The sequence below is a fragment of the Streptomyces sp. NPDC030838 genome, from assembly GCF_055572035.1.
The window spans coordinates 14,663-35,651 of record NZ_JBVIED010000022.1 but is presented as its reverse complement, the minus strand read 5'-3'; the positions used below and the strand labels follow the sequence as shown (position 1 = coordinate 35,651).

Below are 20,989 nucleotides of genomic sequence, written 5' to 3'. Positions count from 1 at the left end.
GCATACGTTCTGTGATCGTGCACCCTGCTCCAACTTCCTGTTCACATACGTCCCTCAGGACACCGCCACGGGCAGGGGGCGCCGCGCCGTGGACCCGGTGATCATCGTCGGAGCGGGGCCCGTCGGGCTCACGCTCGCCCTGGCGCTGGCGCGTCAGGAGGTGCCGTCCGTCGTCCTGGACGAGGGACCGGGCAAGGACGAACCACGGCTCGCGCGCACCGTCGTGCTGCGCGAGGACACCACCGCGCTGATGGAACGACTGATCGGGGTGCCGCTCGCCGAGGCGGGTGCGCACTGGGCCGGATGGCGGTCCATGCGGCGCAAACAGGTCATGCGCGAGATCACGTTCGGCGACGCCGCAGAGGACGCGGAGGAGCCCGTACCGCTCGCCTCCCCGCTGCACATCGCCCAGCACGTCCTCACCGGCGCCCTGCGCGCCGCGCTCGCCCGGGAACGGCTGGTCGAGGTCGCCGTGGACAGCCGGCTGGACACCGTCGAGCAGGAGACCTCGGGCGTCACCGCGCACACGCGCGGCCCCAAGGGCACCTGGTGGCGCGGCAGTTACCTGGTCGGCTGCGACGGCCCTCGCTCGACGGTGCGCAAACTCCAGGACATCCGCTTCCCCGGCCGTACGGCGGTGGAGCGACACGCCGTGGCCGCGCTGCGGGCGGAACTTCCGTGGCCGGATCAGGCGTTGCTCCATCGGATGCCGCCGTGGCGGTCGTCGGGACCCTCGGCCGGGGAGGTGACCGGGCGTCCGCTCCCGGACGGCGTCTGGCGGCTGGACTGGCTGCTGCCGCCCGGCAAGGACCTGGTCACGCCCGAGCTTCTGATGGCCCGCGTCCAGGAGACCCTGACCGGCTGGACGGGCGACGCGTCACCGTCGTACGAACTGCTGGACACCGGAGTCCATATCGTCCACCACCGGCTGGCCCGCCGCTGGCGGGCGGGCCGGGTCTTCCTCGCGGGGGACGCGGCGCATCTGCTCGGCGCGCTCGGCACCCAGGGGTTGGACGAGGGGCTGCGGGACGCCGACAACCTGGCGTGGAAGCTGGCGCTGGCCTGGCACCACGGGGCGCACGAAGCGCTGCTGGACAGCTATCAGGCGGAGCGGCGCGCGGCCGTGGCCGCCCGGCTGCGCGCCGCCGACCAGGCGTTGCCGATGCTGCGCGGCGGCAAGGGCCTGCGCTCGTACGTCCCCGGCGCCGCCCGCGGCCATGACGCGCTGCTCACCGACGGGCACCTGGGGAGCGGGCCGCTCGGCGCGCCGGCCGGCTACGCCGACTCCCCGCTCACGCCCCGGCACATCGAGGCGGCGGTCCCCGTCGACACCCCGCCGGGGGCGCCGGTCACCGATGTGGTGGTCACCGCGGAGGACGGCTCGTTCGTACGGCTGCGGGACCGGCTGGGCCGGGGCGCGCTGCTCGTCGTGCTGATCGCGCCGGGCACGGGCGTCTGGGAGCGCAAGCACTGGGTGACCGCCGGGATCATGCCCCGGCTCGCGGCCGCGGTGACCGCCCTGCCGCACCCCGCCGAGCTGCTGGTCGCCGAGAGCTATCCGGGCGCCGCCGCCCACACCGTGCTCCTGGTCCGGCCCGACGGCCATCTGGTCACGGCGCTGAACGGGGTGCGCCCCGCCGACCTCTACACGGCGGCCGAGGCGACGCTCGGCGGCCCGGCGAAGGCGGGAGTCGAGGCGGAGGCCGGGGCGGGCTCGCGCTGACACCACCGGTTCGCTGTCACCCTGTGTCCACATGGTGACAGCGAGTTGACCCACCCGGACCGGCGTGGTGTACTCCGCCTTGTGATCGACACCTGCGTGCGCCTGTGGCGGAGGGTCCACATGGACCTCGTCCGCTATGCGGGCTGCGTGTGTCGACCGTCCTGCTGAACTCGCCTCCCCTCCCTGCCGCGCGCCGCTCGACGCGTCGTCGCGCGCGGTCACGCGAACTCACAGGACGGTCCACGTGTCTGCCCTTTCCTCCCCCCGTTCCGTCTCCGCCCCCGTCCGGGGGCGCGCCGCCGCTCCCACCCAGGCCGATCTGCTCGACTTCGTCCGGCGTACGGCCGCGGACACCGAACTGATCGACTCGCTGCCGCTCGATCCGGAAGGCCGCACCTGGGTACGGCTCCAGGGTCCCGGCGGCAGTGAGGCCTGGCTGATCGGCTGGCCGCCCGGCACCGGCACCGGCTGGCACGACCACGCCGACTCGGTGGGCGCCTTCCTCACCGCGCGCGGCGAGCTGAAGGAGAACGCGCTTGCCGCGCGGCTGCCCACCGACGGCTGGAAGACCCTCGAACTCACCGAGGACGTGGACAGGCAGCGGCTGCTGCCCGCCGGCCGGGGCCGCTCCTTCGGCCGCCACCACGTCCACGAGGTGCTCAACGAGTCCACCGAGCAGCACGCGATCTCGGTCCACGCCTACTATCCGCCGCTGCCGCGGATCCGCCGCTACAGCCGCACCGGCCAGGTACTGCGGCTGGAGCACGTCGAGCGTCCGGAGGACTGGAGTTGAGCGGCGAGCGCGAAGTGCCGGTCGGTATCGACGAGTTGCTGGAGCGGGTACGGGCGCGCTACCGGCGGATCGGACCGCGGGAGGCGTACGACGCCCAGCAGGCCGGTGAGGCCCTGCTGGTGGACATCCGGTACGCCGCGCTGCGCGAGCGGGACGGCCGGATCCCCGGCGCCCTGGTCGTCGAGCGCAACGAGCTGGAGTGGCGGCTCGACCCCTGGGGCAGCCACCGCCTGCCCGAGGCCACCGGCCATGAGCTGCGGGTCGTGGTGCTGTGCAACGAGGGATACGCGTCGAGTCTCGCCGCCGAGTCGCTGCACCGGCTCGGACTGCACCGGGCCACGGATCTGGTGGGCGGATTCCAGGCGTGGCGGGCGGCTGGGCTGCCGGTCGTCGAGTAGGACGCTCCGTCAGCAGTCCCCCGCGGCATGACTCAGCAGTCCTCCGCGGCATGACACGGAGCGGACTGGTGCCCCGTCGGCCCTGAACGCGATCGGCGCCCCCGCGCGTCCACCGTGCCCAGAGCCCGTGGCGGCATGCCGCCTCGTCGCAACCCCTCGTCAGAGCCCCTCGTCAGAGCCCCTCGTCAGAACGCCTCGTCTCCGAGGAACTCCGTGTCCTCCCCCTCCTCCTCCAGCGCCTGCCGGACGATCCGCAGAGCCAGGCCCTCGGAGTAGCCCTTGCGGGCGAGCATGCCCGCGAGGCGGCGGAGTCGCTTGTCGCGGTCGAGGCCGCGGGTGGCGCGCAGCTTGCGAGCGACCAGCTCACGCGCGGTCGCCTCCTCCTGCTCCGAGTCGAGCCGGCCGACGGCCGCGTCGATCAGCGTGGAGTCGACGCCCTTGGTCCGCAGCTCCTGCGCGAGCGCCCGTCGGGCCAGCCCGCGGCCGTGATGCCGGGACTCCACCCAGGCGTCCGCGAAGGCGCTGTCGTCGATCAGTCCGACCTCTTCGAAGCGCGACAGCACCTCGTCGGCGACGTCGTCCGGGATCTCCCGCTTGCGCAGGGCGTCGGCGAGCTGCTTGCGGGTGCGCGGGGTCCCGGTGAGCAGGCGCAGGCAGATCGCCCGTGCCCGCTCAGCCGGGTCCCCTGAGGACTCCCCCTTCTCGGCCCTCGACAAGGAAGAGGAGCCCCCGTCCTCGGCGGACAGATCACCGAAGCCGCGCCGCCGGCGCCCTCCGCGTGAGCCGCCCGCGCCGCGCCGGGCGCCGCCGCGCGTCCCCTCACCGGGATACGGGTCGCCGTCCGGTCGGCCGTCGCCGTGTCCGGCATAGCGCCTTTCGCCCTCACTCCCCGGCTCCGGCTCCCACGGAGTGCCGGGGTGGGCGTACTCGGCCCAGTCGGTTCGCCGTGTCACGGGCTCAGCTCTTGGCGGCCGCGGCCTTGGTCTTGGCCGTCTTCGCCGCCGGAGCGGGCACCGACTTCGCGGCGTCGTCCGCGGCGGTGGCGACCGCGGCGTCCGCGCCCGGTTCCGCCGCCGGCTCCTCGGGCCGCACGCCGACGCCCAGCTTCTCCTTGATCTTCTTCTCGATCTCGTTGGCCAGGTCGGGGTTGTCCTTGAGGAAGTTGCGCGCGTTCTCCTTGCCCTGGCCGAGCTGGTCGCCCTCGTACGTGTACCAGGCGCCGGCCTTGCGGACGAAGCCGTGCTCCACGCCCATGTCGATCAGGCCGCCCTCGCGGCTGATGCCCTGGCCGTAGAGGATGTCGAACTCGGCCTGCTTGAAGGGCGGCGCGACCTTGTTCTTGACGACCTTGCAGCGGGTGCGGTTGCCGACCGCCTCCGTGCCGTCCTTCAGGGTCTCGATACGGCGGATGTCGATACGCACCGAGGCGTAGAACTTCAGCGCCCGGCCACCGGTCGTGGTCTCCGGGGAACCGAACATCACACCGATCTTCTCGCGAAGCTGGTTGATGAAGATCGCGGTGGTCTTGGACTGGTTGAGCGCGCTGGTGATCTTCCGCAGGGCCTGGCTCATCAGGCGGGCCTGGAGACCGACGTGGCTGTCGCCCATCTCGCCCTCGATCTCCGCGCGCGGGACGAGCGCGGCGACGGAGTCGATGACGATCAGGTCGAGAGCGCCGGAGCGGACCAGCATGTCCACGATCTCCAGGGCCTGCTCGCCGTTGTCGGGCTGGGAGAGGATCAGGTTGTCGATGTCGACGCCGAGCTTGCGCGCGTACTCGGGGTCGAGGGCGTGCTCCGCGTCCACGAAGGCGACCTGGCCGCCGGCCTTCTGCGCGTTGGCCACGGCGTGCAGGGTCAGCGTGGTCTTACCGGAGGACTCCGGTCCGTAGATCTCCACCACACGGCCGCGGGGCAGACCGCCCACGCCGAGGGCCACGTCGAGCGCGGTCGACCCGGTCGGGATGACCTCGATGGGCTCCTTCGACCGCTCGCCCATGCGCATGACCGCGCCCTTGCCGAATTGCCGTTCAATCTGCGCGAGGGCGGCGTCGAGGGCCTTCTCGCGGTCGGTTCCTGCCATGGGTTCCACCCGGTTTGCTTGAGTCGATCGCTTCACGTCAAAGACGCTAACGCCTGCCACTGACAATGCGCCCCGACGCTGGTCCGGCCTGTGGATAACTCGGGCATTTCTCTCCCCAAAGCAGGTCGAAACGCCCACCGAGAGCATCGCCGGAGCTTCCATATGAATGGATGTTCGATTTTCGTGTCAAGCGAGGCACGCGGCCGGTGGTCCGCCCGCTACGGGCGCGGCCGCGCCGCCCGCGCCCTCCCCCACAGCCGCCGCAGCCGTACGACCGGTCCGGGCCTGGCGCCGCGCCCGCGGTGGCCGTGCACCCGGGGGTCGTCCGTGACGGCGTACCGCTTCACATACGCCCCGAGGAACGCCTGGAGCGTGGCGACCGCCGGGATGGCGATCAGCGCGCCGACGGCGCCGAGCAGCGCGGTGCCCGCGACGACCGAGCCGAAGGCGACCGCCGGGTGGATGTTGACGGTCTTCGAGGTCAGCTTGGGCTGCAGGACGTAGTTCTCGAACTGCTGGTAGATCACGACGAAGCCCAGCACCCACAGCGCGTACCAGGGGTCCACCGTGAAGGCGATCAGCATGGGCAGCGCGCCCGCGAGATAGGTGCCGATGGTCGGGATGAACTGCGACACCAGGCCCACCCAGACGGCCAGCACGGGCGCGTAGGGCACGCCCAGGATCTCCAGCAATATGTAGTGCGCCACTCCGGAGATGAGCGCCATCAGGCCGCGCGAGTAGATGTAGCCGCCGGTCTTGTCGACGGCGATCTCCCAGGCGCGCAGCACCTCGGCCTGCCGGGCGGGCGGCAGCACGGAGCAGAGCGCCCGGCGCAGCCGCGGCCCGTCGGCGGCGAAGTAGAACGAGAACAGGGCGATCGTCAGCAGCTGGAAGAGCCCACCGAGGACCTGCGCGGACACGTCGAGGACGCCGGTGGCGCTGTTCTGCACGTAGTCGCGCAGCCAGTCGGAACGGAGCAGGCCCTCCTGGATGTCCACCCGCTTCAGGTCGGTGTTGAAGTGGGTGTTGATCCAGTTGATCACGGAGTCGAGATAGTTCGGGAAGTTCTCGACCATGGTGATGATCTGGCCCGCCAGCATGGAGCCGAGCAGGGTGACGAAGCCGGCGGCCACGATCAGCACGGCGAGGAAGACCAGGAAGGTGCCCAGCCCCCGGCGCATCCCGCGCGAGGCCATCCAGCTCACCGCAGGCTCCACGGCGAGGGCCAGGAAGAACGCGATCAGGATGTTGATCAGCAGGCCGATGAGCTGGTGGAAGACCCAACTGCCCAGCTGGAAGACGGCGATGAGAGCGAGCGCCAGCACCATGGCGCGCGGCAGCCAGCGCGGCATGCGCGCCCCCGGCGCGGCGGCACCGTCGGCCGGGGGCCGGTCGGGCGGCGTCGTACCCTTCGAGGATGCGTGCTGGGCTTCCTGCCCCGTCTCATCTGTGGATGCCACAGTGCAAGTCTCGCCCACGCCACCGACAGCCGGACGCCGTCTGGCGATCTTCGTGACCTCTCAGCGCCTGTCCTGTGGCACGTTCATCACGTCGCACACCACGCGCCACACGTCCCTGGCCTCCCAGCCGGCGGCCAGCGCCTGGTGCACGGTACGTCCACCGAGCTCCGACATCACGTGATCGCGTGCGAAGGTGTCGGCGTACCCCGCCCCGAAGTGCTCCGCCATCCGCTCCCAGAAGACCGTCAACCGCATGACACCAGTATCCCGCCCCTGAGAGTGGGCCCTGGCCGGGACCGCTTGCCGAGCCCGCTTTTCGCCCTACGGTCTGAGCCATGGCCGAAACAGGAGCATCCCCACTCCCCTCAACGCCCCCGGCGCATTCCCCGCTCTTCCGCGCCGAACACTTCGTCTGGCTCACCGCGCGGGTGCTGGAACAGCGTCTCTTCGCCCACCACTTCCTCAACGGCGGCGCGGACCCCGTGGAGACCGCACTGGACGCCTACCGCAACCAGGACGGCGGCTACGGCCACGCCCTGGAACCCGATCTGCGCGGCCCCGTCAGCCAGCCGCTGCACACCGCGCGGGCCCTGCGGGTGCTGGACTCGATCGGGCGCTGCGGCGGACAGCGGGTGGAGCGGGTGTGCCGCTATCTGACCTCCGTGTCCACGGCCGACGGAGCACTGCCGGCCGTCCACCCCAGCCAGCGCGGCTATCCGGCGGCCCCCTTCGTGCCGATCGTGGACGATCCGCCCAGTGAACTTCTCGCCACCGGTCCGGTGGTCGGTCTGCTGCACCGCAACGAGGTGTGGCACGCCTGGCTGTTCCGCGCCACGGACTTCTGCTGGGAGGCGGTGGAGTCCCTGGAGCGGTCCCATCCGTACGAGATCGAGGCCGCCGTCGCCTTCCTGGACGCCGCTCCCGACCGTGCCCGCGCGGAGTCGGCCGCCGACCGCCTGGGCCGGCTGGTCCGCGAACACCGGCTCGCGGCCCTCGACCCCGACCACCTCGACGCCTTCCCCGTCGCCCCCGGCTACGCCCCGGGCGAGCACCATTTCCCGCACGACTACGCGCCGACACCGCAGTCCCTCGCGCGCGCGTGGTTCACCGACGACGAGATGGCGCGCTCCCTGGACCACCTGGCGAGCGAGCAGCAGGAGGACGGCGGCTGGCCGATCCGCTGGCGTCAGTGGGCGCCCGGCGCGGTCCTGGAGGCACGCCCCATGGTGACGGTCGAGGCCCTGCGCACCCTCAGGGCACACGGCCGCCCCATCGGCTGACCTCACCCGCCCAGGGCCCGCACTCCCGCCGTCACCACCACGGCCGCCGCGACGACAAGCAGGAAGGGCGCGCGCAGCACCAGCGCCACCCCGGCCGCGGCGACCCCCGCGGCCCTCGCGTCCAGCACCAGCGCCTGCCCGTCGGCGAAGGTCTGCTGGGCCGTGAGGGCGGCGAGCAGAGCGACGGGCAGCAGCGCGGCGAGCCGCCTGACGAGCGGCCGATCCAGCACACCGGCGGGAACGAGCAGTCCGGCCAGCTTGACGGCGTAGCAGCCCACGACCGTCGCTGCGATGGCGATCCAGGTGTTCACCGGTCGTCCTCCCCCGCACCTCGGCGTCCCCGTGCCCACAGCACGACCGGCGCCGCGAGAGCGGCCACTAGGACCGGCACGCCCGCGGGCAGCACCGGCAGCAGCCCCAGTCCCAGGACGACGGCGAGCCCGGCGACGGCCCGCTCGGTGCCCGTCCTCAGCATCGGCGCCAGCAGCGCCAGGAAGACCGCGGGCCCGGCCGCGTCGAGCCCCCAGGCGTCGGTGTCACCGATGGCCTCGGCACCGAGCGCACCGACCAGCGTGGAGAGGTTCCACAGCACATAGAGGCTGAGCCCGGTGACGGCGAACCCGATCCGGGCCGCGCGCCGCGACGGCTGCGCCAGCGCGACGGCGGTCGTCTCGTCGATCACCCACTGGGCGGCGAACGGCCGCACCGCGCGCGGGAGGGCCAGCACCTGCGACAGGCGCAGCCCGTAGAACGCGTTGCGCACGCCCAGGAAGAGCGCACCGGCCGCGGCCGTCACCGGATTCCCGCCGCCGGCGAGCGCGCCCACCAGCGCGAACTGGGACGCACCGGTGAAGACCAGCAGGCTGAGCACGCAGGTCTGCGCCAAGGTCAGCCCGCTGCCCGCCGAGGTCACCCCGAAGGCGAACCCGGAGAGGCCTACGGCGACTCCGACCCCGAGGGCGTCCCGGACGACGGCGGCGTCCGGCTTTCCGCTGCCATCAGGCCGGCCGTCGGCCTTTCCGCTGCCGTCAGGCTGTCCGTCGACCGGCCGTCCGCCACCTTCGGGCTGTCCGTCGCCGGGCTTCCCGTCGTCCGCCCGTATGTCCGCGAGAGCTGCTTCTTCTGCCACGCGTCGGACGCTACGAGCAGCTACCGCGACGCGTCTTGTACGTTCTTGCGCTCCCGCTGGTACGCCCCCGGAGGCACCCCCACGATCCGGCTGAAGTGCCGGTTCAGATGCGGCTGGTCGCTGAACCCCACGGCGACGGCGGCCTGCGCGGGCGAGCTTCCCGTGTCCAGCAGCCGCCGGGCCCGTCTGACCCGCGCGTCGGTCAGCCAGGCGTGCGGCGGCATGCCGTACGCCGCCCGAAAAGCCCGGAGCAGCGCGAAGGGGCTGGTTCCCAGATCTCCCGCCAGCTTCTCCAGGGTCGGCGGCTCGGCCATCCGCTCCTCCAGCACGGCACGCGCGCGTGCCGCGATCCGCGCCCCGGCCGTCCGCACCTCCCGCTGCGGCAGCGTCCCTCCGTTGAGCCGGAGCAGCCGCGTCACCGCCACCCGCAGCAGTGTGTCGGCGGCCAGCGCGTTCCCCTCGTCCGCGGCCCGCAGCACCTGATGCACCAGCCCCACGGAGTACGGATCGTCCAGCACCGGCCGGACGAACCCCGGGGTGCCGCGGATGACGGTCGTCTCGGCCGCGATCTCCGCCACGACCTCGGGCGACGGATACACGGCCCCGTACCGCCACCCCTCGGGCACCCCGGCCCGCCCCGTGTGCGGAGTCTCCGGATTGACCAGCGCGAGCGCCCCCGCCCCTGCGTACTCGTCGGCCCCGCGGTGATGAAAGACCTCGGCCCCGTCCGCGATGGCGGCGATCACGAAGTGCTCATGGGTGTGCCGCACGAACGTCTTCCGGACGTACCGGGCCCGCAGCAGATCGACCCCGGGCAACTCGGCGTACTGCCAGTGCCGCGCCCGCTCACCCGAACCCATGGCCCCATTGTCGGCCAGCCGGCCGGTGAACGTCCGGGCACAGTAAAACCCCAGCTCAGGCCCATTGTCAGTGCCGAGGTGCAGGATGGACGCATGGCCAGCTCCCGACACCAAGCCCTGGACGGCTTCTCCCCCGCGACCCGCGGTTGGTTCACGGGTGCCTTCTCCGCGCCCACCGCCGCCCAGGCCGGCGCCTGGAAGGCCATCCGGGCGGGTTCCGACGTCCTGGTGGTCGCCCCCACCGGCTCCGGCAAGACACTGGCCGCCTTCCTCGCCGCCCTGGACCAGCTCGCCTCCTCGCCCCCACCGGCCGACCCCAAGAAGCGCTGCCGCGTCCTGTACGTCTCCCCCCTGAAGGCCCTGGCCGTCGACGTGGAGCGCAACCTCCGCAGCCCGCTCACCGGCATCCGCCAGGAGGCCGTCCGCCTCGGCCTGCCCGAACCGGAGGTCAAGGTCGGCATCCGCTCCGGCGACACCCCCGCCGCCGAGCGCCGCGCCCTGTCCACGCGCCCGCCGGACATCCTGATCACCACTCCCGAGTCCCTGTTCCTGATGCTGACCTCGGCCACGCGCGACGCGCTCACCGGCATCGAGACGGTGATCCTGGACGAGGTGCACGCCGTGGCCGGCACCAAGCGCGGCGCCCATCTGGCCCTGTCCCTGGAGCGCCTGGACGAGCTGCTGCCCAGGCCGGCCCGCCGCATCGGCCTGTCGGCGACCGTCCGCCCGGTCGACGAGGTCGCCCGTTTCCTCTCCCCGCGCGGCAAGGTGGAGATCGTCCAGCCGAAGTCGGCCAAGGAGTTCGACCTGTCCGTGGTCGTCCCGGTCGAGGATCTCGGCGAACTGGGCGGCTCCCCGGCCACCGACAGCGGCGAGGGCGAGCGTCCCTCGATCTGGCCGCATGTCGAGGAGCGCATCACCGACCTCGTCCAGTCGCACCGCTCCACCATCGTCTTCGCCAACTCCCGCCGCCTCGCCGAGCGCCTGTGCAACCGCCTCAACGAGATCGCGTACGAACGGGCCACCGGCGAGTCCCTGGACGAGCACCACTCCCCCGCCGAGCTGATGGGCGGCTCGGGCGCCGCCCACGGCGCCCCGCCCGTCATCGCGCGCGCCCACCACGGCTCGGTCTCCAAGGAGCAGCGCGCCCTCGTCGAGGAGGACCTCAAGGCCGGCCGTCTCCCCGCCGTGGTCGCCACCTCCAGCCTCGAACTCGGCATCGACATGGGCGCGGTCGACCTGGTCGTCCAGGTGGAGTCCCCGCCCTCCGTGGCCTCCGGCCTGCAGCGCGTCGGCCGCGCGGGACACCAGGTGGGCGCGGTCTCCACCGGCGTCGTCTTCCCGAAGTACCGCGGCGACCTGGTTCAGGCCGCCGTGGTCACCGAGCGCATGCGCACCGGCGCGATCGAGTCCCTGAAGATCCCCGCCAACCCCCTGGACGTGCTGGCCCAGCAGCTCGTGGCGATGACGGCGCTGGACACCTGGCAGGTCGACGACCTGCTCGCCACCGTCCGCCGGGCCGCTCCCTTCGCCTCGCTCCCGGAGTCGGCGTTCACCGCGGTCCTCGACATGCTCGCCGGCCGCTACCCGTCCGACGCCTTCGCCGAGCTGCGCCCGCGCGTGGTGTGGGATCGCGTCACCGGTACCGTCACGGGCCGCCCCGGCGCCCAGCGCCTCGCCGTCACCTCCGGCGGCACGATCCCCGACCGGGGCCTGTTCGGCGTCTTCCTGGCCGGCGCCGACCCCAAGAAGGGCGGCGGCCGGGTGGGCGAGCTGGACGAGGAGATGGTCTACGAGTCCCGCGTGGGGGACGTCTTCACGCTCGGCACCAGCTCCTGGCGCATCGAGGACATCACGCGCGACCGCGTCCTGGTCTCCCCGGCTCCCGGCGTTCCGGGCCGGCTGCCCTTCTGGAAGGGCGACCAGTTGGGCCGCCCGCTGGAGCTGGGCCGCGCGGTGGGCGCGTTCCTGCGCGAGGTCGGCTCGCTGCCCAAGGACGACGCGCGGCTGCGCCTGCTCGCGGCGGGCCTGGACGCCTGGGCCGCCGACAACGTGCTCTCCTACCTGGACGAACAGCGCGAGGCCTGCGGCCACGTCCCGGACGACCGCACGATCGTGGTGGAGCGCTTCCGTGACGAACTCGGCGACTGGCGGGTCGTCGTGCACTCCCCCTTCGGCGCCCAGGTCCACGCCCCCTGGGCACTCGCCCTCGGCGCCAAGCTCTCCGAGCGGTACGGCATGGACGCCCAGGTCATGCACGCCGACGACGGCATCGTGCTGCGCCTGCCCGACGCCGACCTGCTCGGCATGGACCTGCTCGACCAGGAGCCCATGAAGGCCGGGGCGGAGTACGACGCCGAGCAGGCGCCGGTCGGCGCGGCGGACGTCGTCTTCGACAAGGGCGAGGTCGACCAGATCGTCACCGACCAGGTCGGCGGTTCGGCCCTGTTCGCGGCCCGCTTCCGCGAGTGCGCCGCCCGCGCGCTGCTGCTGCCGCGCCGCAACCCCGGCAAGCGCACCCCGCTGTGGCAGCAGCGCCAGCGCGCCTCCCAGCTGCTCCAGGTGGCGAGCGAGTTCGGCTCGTTCCCGATCGTCTTGGAAGCGGTCCGCGAATGCCTCCAGGACGTCTTCGACGTCCCGGGGCTCGTCGAGCTGATGGGCGACCTGGAGTCCCGCAAGGTCCGCCTGGTCGAGGTCACCACCCCCGAGCCGTCCCCGTTCGCCCGCTCCCTCCTCTTCGGCTACGTCGCCCAGTTCCTCTACGAGGGAGACTCACCGCTCGCCGAGCGCCGCGCGGCCGCCCTGTCGCTGGACTCGCGGCTGCTGGCCGAGCTGCTGGGCCAGGCGGAGCTGCGCGAACTGCTCGACGCGGAGGTGCTGACCGAGCTGGAGCAGGAGCTCCAGTGGCTCACCGAGGACCGGCGCGTCAAGGACGTCGAGGGCGTCGCCGAGCTGCTGCGGCTCCTCGGCCCGCTCACGGACGCCGAACTGGCCGAGCGGGGCGCCGAGCCGCAGTGGGCCCAGGAACTGGCCGGCGCCCGCCGCGCCATCAAGGTCCGGATCGCCGGTGCCGACCACTGGGCTGCGATCGAGGACGCGGGCCGGCTGCGCGACGCCCTCGGCACGGCGCTGCCGGTCGGCGTCCCGGAGGCCTTCACCGAACCGGTGAAGGACCCCCTGGGCGACCTCCTCGCCCGTTACGCCCGCACCCACGGCCCGTTCACCTCCGCCACCGCGGCGGCCCGCTTCGGCCTCGGCGTGGCGGTCACCGACGGCGCCCTGCAACGACTGGCCGCCTCCGGGCGGGTCGTCCAAGGCGAGTTCCATCCGGCCGGGATCGGCCAGGAATGGTGTGACGCCGCCGTCCTGCGCCGGCTGCGCCGCCGGTCCCTCGCCGCCCTGCGGCACGAGCTGGAGCCCGTGCCACCGGCGGCGCTCGCCCAGTTCCTCCCGCAGTGGCAGCACATCGGCCAGGGCCACGCCCTGCGCGGCATCGACGGACTGGTGCGCGCCATCGAGCAGTTGCAGGGCGCCTCGGTGCCCGCCTCCGCCCTGGAGAAGCTGGTCCTGCCGTCCCGCGTGACCGGCTACGCCCCGGCGATGCTCGACGAACTCACCGCCGCCGGAGAAGTGGTGTGGGCCGGCGCGGGAGCACTCCCCGGCAAGGACGGCTGGGTCTCCCTGTACCTCGCGGACGCGGCCCCGCTGCTCCTGCCGCCCCCGCACCCCCTCGAACTGACAGCCCTGCACCAGTCCGTCCTGGACACCCTCTCCGGCGGCTACGGCCTGTTCTTCCGCCAGATCGCCGACCAGGTCCGCGCCACCACGCATCCGGACGCCACGGATCCCCAACTGGCCGACGCCCTCTGGGACCTGGCCTGGTCCGGACGGCTGACCAACGACACGCTGGCCCCGATGCGGGCCCTGCTGGGCTCCGGCCGCACCGCAGGCTCCACCGCCCACCGCGCCAAGCGCGCGGTCCCGCGCGGGCGTTACGGCTCCCTGACGGCCGCCGCCCGCCCGGCGTCCCGCAGCGGCCCGCCGACCGTCGCCGGCCGCTGGTCCCTGCTCCCGCACCGCGAGCCCGACACCACGGTGCGCGCCCACGCCCTCGCCCGCGCCCTCCTCGACCGGCACGGCGTGGTGACCCGGGGCGCGGTGGCCGCGGAAGGCGTCGAGGGCGGTTTCTCGGCGACGTACCGGATCCTGTCCGCCTTCGAGGAGAGCGGCCAGGCCCGGCGCGGCTATGTGGTGGAGGGCCTCGGCGCCGCCCAGTTCGCGATGGACGGCGCGGTGGACCGCCTCCGCGCGGTGGCGAACGCGCGCGAACGCGACGCCGGCCGCCCCGACGCCGACTTCGCCCACGGCGCACCCGGCATCATCGGTACGGGCCCTGGCGCGGGCGCGGGCCCCGGCACCGGCACATCCCTCGGCGTGGACGGCGCCACCGCCGACTTCCTCGACGGCGCCCACCCGTTGGGCCCCTTCGAGGACCACGCGGCCTCCTGGTACGACACCCATGACGGCGGCGATCCCTTCGACACCCCGGCCGGCCACCCGGCACCGGACGAGTACGTCTCCCCGCGCGACCTGGCCCAGCCCTCCCCCGCCTGGCGGAACGGCGGCCGCCCGCCGTACGCTCAGGGCTCCGGGCGCCGTACCCCCGGCACCTCCGCCCCGCGCGCCGTCGTCCTCGCCGCCGCGGACCCGGCGAACGCCTACGGTGCGGCCCTGCCCTGGCCCGACCCGCCCACCGACGCCGGGCACAAGCCGGGCCGCAAGGCGGGGTCGCTCGTCGTCCTCGTCGAGGGCGACCTGGCGCTCTACATGGAGCGCGGCGGCAAGACCCTGCTGGCCTGGCCCACCGACCCGGACACCGAGCCCGCCGACGACCCCCGGCTGCGCGCCGCCGCGGACGCCCTGGCCGCGGCCGCCCGCGCGGGCTCCCTCGGCACGGTCACCGTGGAACGGATCAACGGCGCCCAGGCCCTGACGTCGCCCCTGGGCGCCCTCCTGGAAGGAGCGGGTTTCATCGCCACACCCAGAGGCCTGCGGCTGCGGGCATGACACACTCGCCGCGTCCCCACCACCACGTGTCACCCTTGACCCATGCCCGAAGGAGACACGGTCTGGCAGGCCGCGAACCGGCTGCACGCCGCCCTCGCGGGCAAGGTGCTGACCCGCTCCGACCTCCGCGTGCCCCGGTATGCCACCACCGACCTCACCGGCCGGACCGTCCTCGACGTCACCCCGCGCGGCAAGCACATCCTCGCCCGCTTCGAGGGCGGCCTCACCCTGCACTCGCACCTGCAGATGGACGGCTCCTGGAAGGTGTACGCGGCCGGTGAGCGCTGGACCGGCGGCCCGGCGCACCAGATCCGCGCGATCCTCGGCACCACCGACCGCACGGCCGTCGGCTACCGCCTCCCCGTCCTCGATCTCCTCCGCACGGCCGACGAGGACCGCGCCGTAGGCCACCTCGGCCCCGATCTCCTCGGCCCGGACTGGGACCCGGACCGCGCCCTCGCCAACCTCCTCGCGGACCCCGCCCGGGCCCTCGGCGAGGCCCTCCTCGACCAGCGCAACCTCGCCGGCATCGGCAACGTGTTCAAGAGCGAGCTCTGCTTCCTGCTCGGCGCCACCCCGTGGCTGCCCGTCGGCGCGCTCCCCGCCGACCGCGCAGCCAAGCTTCCGGTCCTCGCCAAGAAGCTCCTGGAGGCCAACCGCGACCGCCCGGTCCGCAGCACGACGGGCCGCCGCGGCCAGGATCTGTTCGTCTACGGCCGTGCGCCCCGCCCCTGCCTGCGCTGCGGCACTCCCATCCGGGTCGCCGACCAGGGCGACGGCTCCCGCGACCGCCCCACCTACTGGTGCCCCACCTGCCAAACCGGCCCCGCCCCGCGCCGTCATACCAATTGACGGACCGTCAGATCCGCTCGTACGGTCCCCTCATGCCCGTCCCCGCGTACGACCTCACCGGACGCACCGCCTTCGTCACCGGCGCCGCCGGCGGCATCGGCCGGGCCTCGGCCGTCCTGCTCGCCGACGCCGGCGCCACCGTGCACTGCGCGGACCTCGACGCCCAGGGCCTGCACGGGACGGCGGCCCTCATCAAGGAGCGGGGCGGCACCGCCCACCAGCACCCCCTCGACGTGACCGACCGCGGCGCGCTCCACCAGGCGATGGCGACCTGCGAACGTCTGGACGTACTGGCCGCGATCGCCGGCATCATGCACAGCAGCCCGGTCCTGGACACCCTCGACGCGGACCTCGACCGCGTCCTGGACGTCAACTTCAAGGGAGTGCTCCACGCCTGCCAGGAGGCGGCCCGGCTGATGCTGGCGCGCGACACCGGCGGCAGCATCATCACCATGGCCTCCGGAGCCGTCGACACCGGCGCCCCCGGCCTGCTCTGCTACGGCGTCGCCAAAGCGGCCGTCGTCCAGCTGACGAAGACGCTGGCGACCGAGGTGGGCCGGTACGGAATCCGGGTGAACGCGATCGCGCCGGGCTGGATCCGCACCCCCATGACCACCCGTCACGAAGCCGGGGCGCAGGCCCGGACGGAGGCGGCCATGGCCCGGATGTCGCCACTGGGCAGGGTCGGCACACCGGAGGACGTCGCCCACACGGTCCTGTATCTGGCCTCCGACGCGTCATCCTTCACGACGGGTCAGATTCTTCGTCCGAACGGAGGTGTGGCGATGCCTTGGTAGCACCCAGGCCCGCATCCGCCGCGCCCGCGCCCGCGTGCGCACCCATGCCCGCGTCCGCACCCACACCCGCGCCCGCGTCCGCACCCGTGCCCGCATCCACCGCCCGCCAGGCCGCCCGCCACCGCCCGGCCCCCAGCGCCCCCACAGCCCGCGCCTTGGCCACGGTGTGCACCGGAAGCAGACTCAGCCCCCACCCTCCGGCCACGACGGTCCCTTCCAGCGCCCCCGCGTCCGGCGCGACCGCGACCCGCAGCGCGGCCCACCACCACACCGCCCCGAGCCCCAGTACGGCCCCCCAGCGCACTATCCGCCCCGCCATGGCCGCCACCTCCAGCCCGACGCCAGAACGCCGTCTCACCCGACCGGGCCGACGCTAGACGGCCACTCTCAGCGCAGGGAGGGCGCACCGCCGGCACACAGGCGCACCACTCGCGTCACCGCGCGTCACACGTTCTCGGCCTGGAACATCCAGTGATGCTTCTCGAGGTCCGCGGTGATCTGGATGAAGATGTCCTGCGAGACCGGGTCGGGATCCGCGGTCACCGTCACCCGCTCCCGCATCCGAGTGATCACCGCGCCCAGGGCTGCCACGAGCACCCGTACCGCGTCCTCATCCTTGACCCATCCGCCGGGCACCTCGCCGATCCCGCTGCCGGAGGCCACCGTCGCGGCCCGCCCGTCCGGGGAGACGCCCAGCGCGGAGGCCCGTTCGGCCACGGTGTCGGAGTGCGTCCGCGCGGTGTCCACCACCTCGTCCAGTTGGAGATGCACCGACCGGAAGCGCGGCCCCACGACGTTCCAGTGCACCTGCTTCGCCACCAGTGCCAGATCCACCAGATCGACGAGGGCGCCCTGCAAGGCGTCGGCGACGGTCTTCAGGCCCGAGTCGGACAGCGGGCTCTTCACGACGTTCATCCGCACCTCCGTTGGCTCACCCGATCGTGGCCCCTCCACGATGACTGGATCCCAGAACCCCGGCAAACGGAGCAAACCTCGCACAACGGACGACAACCACCGGGATACGCGAAAACCCCGACCGCTCCCCCGGGATCTCCCGGAGAAGCCCCGGCCGGGGCTCACACGTCACGCTCGTTCAGCGCCGCGCCACACTCAGGCGGCGACCACGTCCACCGCTTCGGCGGGCGCCTTGATGGTCACCCGTTCCGGTGGCACACCGGTCACCGAAACGGAGCCCAGCATCGGACGAACCGGCGTGGGCACAGGCTCACTGGGGGTGGCCGCAGCGGACTGGGCCAGCTCGGCGAGGGCGAGCTCGTCGCTCACTTCCCGCATCAGCTCGGACATCCGTACGTCCAGCGCGTCGCAGATGGCGGCGAGCAGTTCGGAGGAAGCCTCCTTCTGCCCCCGCTCCACCTCGGAGAGATAGCCGAGCGAGACTCGGGCGGACGAGGAGACTTCGCGCAGAGTACGGCCCTGGCGCTGGCGCTGCCGACGCAGCACGTCACCCAGCAGGCGACGGAGCAGAATCATCGGTGGCTCCCTCCTCGGACCGCGTAGCCGCATCCTTCACGCCCCACCGTACCGCCTCGCGCCGCGGCCGTGCGGGGAGCGATGTCGTGTTCACTCAGGGCTGCAAACATCAAAACCCCCCGTTCTGTTCCGTATCCTGTGCCCGCTCATTCCCGGTCTGTTCGCCCGCAAGCTCCTTCAGGAGCAGTGCGAGTACGCTCCGTACACTCTCCATACGAATTTCCTCGCGGCCGCCGTTCAACCGCAGCGCCTCCACTTTTCCGCCACCGGCGGAACCGGAACCGGGGCCGACCGGCCCGTCGAGCGCCACGAAGACCGTCCCCACGGGCTCTCCGTCCTGGGGATCGGGGCCGGCCACACCGGTGGTGGCGATGCCCCAGTCGGCGCCCAGCGCCTTCCGAACTCCGGCCGCCATCTGGGCTGCGACCTGCGGATTCACCGCTCCGCGCTGCGCCAGCAGGGTGGCGTCGACGCCCAGCAGCCGATGCTTCAGCTCGGTGGCGTACGCCGTCACCGAACCCCGGAACGCCTTGGACGCTCCCGGAACCGCCGTGAGCTCCGCGGCGACCAGTCCACCGGTCAGCGACTCGGCGACGGCGACGGTCTCGCCCCTCACCGTGAGTAGCCGCACCACGTCGGCGGCCGTGGAACTCACCCTTCCGTCTCCTCCAACGCGGCCTTGCGCTCGGCGATTCCCTGCCTGCGCAGCACAATGGCCTGTCTCACATAGTCGAGACCGGTCACCACGGTCAAAACGACCGCCGCCGCCATCACCCAGAACCGCAGCGTGGCCAGCCAGCCCGTCAGCGCCAGCACGTACATGCCCACGGCGACACCCTGGGTGAGGGTCTTGAGCTTGCCGCCCCGGCTCGCCGGGATGACCCCGTAGCGAATGACCAGAAAACGCAGCAGGGTGACGCCGAGTTCCCGCCCGAGGATGACCGCGGTCACCCACCACGGCAGGTCGCCCAGCGCCGAGAGACAGATCAGCGCCGCCCCCATGATCGCCTTGTCGGCGATGGGGTCGGCGATCTTCCCGAAGTCGGTGACGAGGTTGTAGGCGCGCGCCAGATGGCCGTCGAAGAGGTCGGTGATCATGGCGATGGCGAAGGCCGCCCAGGCGAGCGAGCGCCACGCCGGGTCGTATCCGCCGTCGGCCAGCATCAGCGCGACGAAGGCCGGGACCAGGACCAGCCGGAGCATGGTGAGCAGGTTGGCGATGTTCCAGACGCTGGCCTGGTTCACCGCCGCAGCCGCGATCTTGCCGCCCCGCGCGGGCCGCGCACCCCCAGGGCCGGCCCCTGATGCCGCCCCTGACGCACCCCCGGCAGCGTCCCCGGACGCACCCCCAGAGGCACCCCCGGAAGCACCCGGCACCGAGGCGGCGACACCGGCACCCCGGGCCCGGGCGGCACCCTTGCCCTGGGCGGCGGCACCGGCCGCCCCCTTGCCCTGGGCGGAAGCCGCAGCCGCGCCGTTCGCCCGGGCGGAGCCGCCCGCGGCCGCCGGCACTCCGGTCATCTGCCCGCCTCCTCACTGCCTCCGGGATGGCCCGGCAGCGGTTCGGCCACCAGGTCGACACCCTCCGTACCGACCACCTTCGCCTCGACCATACGACCGACGCTCAGGCCCGCGCCGCTCGTGAGCAGCACCTGGCCGTCCGTCTCCGGCGCCTGGTGGGCCGCACGGCCGTAGACGCCCTCCTCGTCGTCCACCGACTCGACCAGGACGCGCACGGTCGAGCCGACGCGCTCCTCGGCGCGCTGCGAGACCAGCTCCTCGGCCAGCCGGGAGACCCGGGCCAGCCGCTCGGCGACCTCGTCCTCGTCGAGCTTGTTGTCGTACGTCGCGGCTTCCGTGCCCTCCTCGTCGGAGTAACCGAAGACGCCGATGGCATCCAGCCGCGCGCCGTTCAGGAAGCGCTCCAGCTCGGCCAGGTCGTCCTCGGTCTCGCCGGGGAAGCCGACGATGAAGTTGGAGCGCACACCCGCCTCGGGGGCCTTGCTCCGGATGGTGTCCAGCAGTTCCAGGAAGCGGTCGGTGTCGCCGAAGCGGCGCATCGCGCGGAGCACGGCGGGGGCGGAGTGCTGGAAGGAGAGGTCGAAGTAGGGGGCGACCTTGGGGGTGGAGGTCAGCACGTCGATGAGACCGGGGCGCATCTCGGCCGGCTGCAGGTAGCTCACGCGGACCCGCTCGATGCCGTCCACCTCGGCCAGCTCGGGCAGCAGGGACTCCAGCAGGCGGATGTCGCCCAGGTCCTTGCCGTACGAGGTGTTGTTCTCGGAGACCAGCATGATCTCCTTGACGCCCTGCTCGGCCAGCCACCGCGTCTCGTTCAGCACATCGCTCGGGCGGCGCGAGATGAAGGAGCCGCGGAAGGACGGGATGGCGCAGAAGGTGCAGCGCCGGTCGCAGCCGGAGGCGAGCTTCACCGAGGCCACCGGGGAGCCGTCCAGCCGCCGGCGCAGCGGCGCGCGCGGGCCGGAGGCGGGCGCCAGGCCCTCCGGGAGATCGGCGGGCGCGTGCCCCGGAAGGGCGACCTCGGCCGCGGACTCCTGGCGCTCGGCCGGGCTGATCGGCAGCAGCTTGCGCCGGTCGCGCGGGGTGTGGGCGGCGTGGACACCGCCGCTCAGGATGGTCTGGAGCCGGTCGGAGATGTCGGCGTAGTCGTCGAAGCCGAGCACGCCATCGGCCTCCGGCAGCGCCTCGGCCAGCTCCTTGCCGTACCGCTCGGCCATGCAGCCGACCGCGACCACGGCCTGGGTCTTGCCGTGGTTCTTGAGGTCGTTCGCCTCCAGCAGGGCGTCGACGGAGTCCTTCTTGGCGGCGTCGACGAAGCCGCAGGTGTTGACCACGGCGACATCGGCGTCCGCGGCGTCCTCGACGAGCTGCCAGCCGTCCGCCTCCAAACGGCCTGCGAGCTCCTCCGAGTCCACCTCGTTACGGGCGCAGCCAAGGGTGACCAGTGCGACGGTACGGCGTTCAGGCATGGGCTCAAGACTACTTCGTCCCGCCGACACCCCACGTCGACGGGGTTGGCCGATCTTGACCAACCCC

General features: G+C 73.0%; 20 protein-coding genes. 8 read left to right on the top strand and 12 right to left on the bottom strand.

Annotated elements, in window-relative coordinates:
• Positions 1-88: 88 nt before the first annotated feature.
• The 4 genes from ACZ42A_RS37925 to ACZ42A_RS37910 all read left to right on the top strand — a co-directional run bounded on the left by ACZ42A_RS37925 (position 89) and on the right by ACZ42A_RS37910 (position 2,914).
• Positions 89-1,723: an FAD-dependent monooxygenase gene (locus tag ACZ42A_RS37925; RefSeq protein ID WP_468531925.1), complete on the top strand. Its 1,635-nt coding sequence runs from the start codon at positions 89-91 to the stop codon at positions 1,721-1,723.
• 120 nt (positions 1,724-1,843) lie between these two features.
• Positions 1,844-1,891 (top strand): hypothetical protein, encoded by a 48-nt coding sequence (locus ACZ42A_RS37920; RefSeq protein WP_309506048.1) that lies wholly within the window; start codon positions 1,844-1,846, stop codon positions 1,889-1,891.
• A gap of 76 nt (positions 1,892-1,967) precedes the next feature.
• On the top strand, positions 1,968-2,516 hold the full coding sequence (locus ACZ42A_RS37915) for a cupin domain-containing protein (RefSeq protein ID WP_468531924.1): 549 nt from the start codon (positions 1,968-1,970) through the stop codon (positions 2,514-2,516).
• Positions 2,513-2,914: a rhodanese-like domain-containing protein gene (locus ACZ42A_RS37910; protein ID WP_468531923.1), complete on the top strand. Its 402-nt coding sequence runs from the start codon at positions 2,513-2,515 to the stop codon at positions 2,912-2,914. Before ACZ42A_RS37915 ends, ACZ42A_RS37910 begins: the two co-directional genes overlap by 4 nt.
• A 185-nt stretch (positions 2,915-3,099) precedes the next feature.
• Here the strand turns inward: ACZ42A_RS37910 and recX are convergent, their stop codons facing one another.
• The 4 genes from recX to ACZ42A_RS37890 all read right to left on the bottom strand — a co-directional run bounded on the left by recX (position 3,100) and on the right by ACZ42A_RS37890 (position 6,711).
• A complete protein-coding gene (recX, locus tag ACZ42A_RS37905; protein ID WP_468531922.1) occupies positions 3,100-3,867 on the bottom strand; it encodes a recombination regulator RecX in 768 nt (255 codons plus the stop codon).
• 4 nt (positions 3,868-3,871) lie between these two features.
• On the bottom strand, positions 3,872-4,996 hold the full coding sequence (gene recA / locus ACZ42A_RS37900; protein WP_468531921.1) for a recombinase RecA: 1,125 nt from the start codon (positions 4,994-4,996) through the stop codon (positions 3,872-3,874).
• A 218-nt stretch (positions 4,997-5,214) separates the two neighbouring features.
• Positions 5,215-6,456, bottom strand: coding sequence for an AI-2E family transporter (locus tag ACZ42A_RS37895; protein WP_468531920.1), 1,242 nt, complete (start codon positions 6,454-6,456; stop codon positions 5,215-5,217).
• A 60-nt stretch (positions 6,457-6,516) separates the two neighbouring features.
• On the bottom strand, positions 6,517-6,711 hold the full coding sequence (locus ACZ42A_RS37890; RefSeq protein ID WP_468531919.1) for a DUF3046 domain-containing protein: 195 nt from the start codon (positions 6,709-6,711) through the stop codon (positions 6,517-6,519).
• 80 nt (positions 6,712-6,791) lie between these two features.
• Between ACZ42A_RS37890 and ACZ42A_RS37885 the strand changes: the two genes are divergently transcribed.
• On the top strand, positions 6,792-7,736 hold the full coding sequence (locus ACZ42A_RS37885) for a hypothetical protein (protein WP_468531918.1): 945 nt from the start codon (positions 6,792-6,794) through the stop codon (positions 7,734-7,736).
• A gap of 2 nt (positions 7,737-7,738) precedes the next feature.
• Here the strand turns inward: ACZ42A_RS37885 and ACZ42A_RS37880 are convergent, their stop codons facing one another.
• From ACZ42A_RS37880 to ACZ42A_RS37870, 3 genes are read right to left on the bottom strand one after another with little or no spacing between them, the layout of a single operon-like run.
• Positions 7,739-8,047, bottom strand: coding sequence for an AzlD domain-containing protein (locus ACZ42A_RS37880; RefSeq protein WP_468531917.1), 309 nt, complete (start codon positions 8,045-8,047; stop codon positions 7,739-7,741).
• A complete protein-coding gene (locus tag ACZ42A_RS37875; protein ID WP_468531916.1) occupies positions 8,044-8,865 on the bottom strand; it encodes an AzlC family ABC transporter permease in 822 nt (273 codons plus the stop codon). Before ACZ42A_RS37875 ends, ACZ42A_RS37880 begins: the two co-directional genes overlap by 4 nt.
• Before the next feature lie 20 nt (positions 8,866-8,885).
• Positions 8,886-9,725 (bottom strand): AraC family transcriptional regulator, encoded by an 840-nt coding sequence (locus ACZ42A_RS37870; protein ID WP_468531915.1) that lies wholly within the window; start codon positions 9,723-9,725, stop codon positions 8,886-8,888.
• Between the two features lie 93 nt (positions 9,726-9,818).
• Between ACZ42A_RS37870 and ACZ42A_RS37865 the strand changes: the two genes are divergently transcribed.
• The 3 genes from ACZ42A_RS37865 to ACZ42A_RS37855 are packed head-to-tail and all read left to right on the top strand — an operon-like array spanning position 9,819 to position 16,441.
• Positions 9,819-14,792, top strand: coding sequence for an ATP-dependent helicase (locus ACZ42A_RS37865; RefSeq protein WP_468531914.1), 4,974 nt, complete (start codon positions 9,819-9,821; stop codon positions 14,790-14,792).
• Positions 14,793-14,834: 42 nt separating this feature from the next.
• Positions 14,835-15,644 carry an Fpg/Nei family DNA glycosylase gene (locus ACZ42A_RS37860; protein WP_468531913.1) on the top strand — a complete coding sequence of 270 codons (810 nt, stop codon included), beginning with the start codon at positions 14,835-14,837 and terminating at the stop codon, positions 15,642-15,644.
• Positions 15,645-15,676: 32 nt separating this feature from the next.
• Positions 15,677-16,441: an SDR family NAD(P)-dependent oxidoreductase gene (locus ACZ42A_RS37855; protein ID WP_468531912.1), complete on the top strand. Its 765-nt coding sequence runs from the start codon at positions 15,677-15,679 to the stop codon at positions 16,439-16,441.
• A gap of 444 nt (positions 16,442-16,885) precedes the next feature.
• On the opposite strand, the gene ACZ42A_RS37850 is transcribed toward ACZ42A_RS37855, so the two are convergent.
• The 5 genes from ACZ42A_RS37850 to rimO all read right to left on the bottom strand — a co-directional run bounded on the left by ACZ42A_RS37850 (position 16,886) and on the right by rimO (position 20,922).
• On the bottom strand, positions 16,886-17,356 hold the full coding sequence (locus ACZ42A_RS37850) for a Dps family protein (RefSeq protein WP_468531911.1): 471 nt from the start codon (positions 17,354-17,356) through the stop codon (positions 16,886-16,888).
• A gap of 195 nt (positions 17,357-17,551) precedes the next feature.
• Positions 17,552-17,932: a helix-turn-helix domain-containing protein gene (locus ACZ42A_RS37845; RefSeq protein ID WP_167997591.1), complete on the bottom strand. Its 381-nt coding sequence runs from the start codon at positions 17,930-17,932 to the stop codon at positions 17,552-17,554.
• 109 nt (positions 17,933-18,041) lie between these two features.
• A complete protein-coding gene (locus tag ACZ42A_RS37840; RefSeq protein ID WP_468531910.1) occupies positions 18,042-18,587 on the bottom strand; it encodes a CinA family protein in 546 nt (181 codons plus the stop codon).
• Entirely contained in the window at positions 18,584-19,453 is an 870-nt protein-coding gene (gene pgsA / locus ACZ42A_RS37835) for a CDP-diacylglycerol--glycerol-3-phosphate 3-phosphatidyltransferase (protein WP_468531909.1), read from the bottom strand. Before pgsA ends, ACZ42A_RS37840 begins: the two co-directional genes overlap by 4 nt.
• Positions 19,450-20,922 carry a 30S ribosomal protein S12 methylthiotransferase RimO gene (rimO, locus tag ACZ42A_RS37830; protein ID WP_468531908.1) on the bottom strand — a complete coding sequence of 491 codons (1,473 nt, stop codon included), beginning with the start codon at positions 20,920-20,922 and terminating at the stop codon, positions 19,450-19,452. Before rimO ends, pgsA begins: the two co-directional genes overlap by 4 nt.
• Positions 20,923-20,989 lie beyond the last annotated feature (67 nt).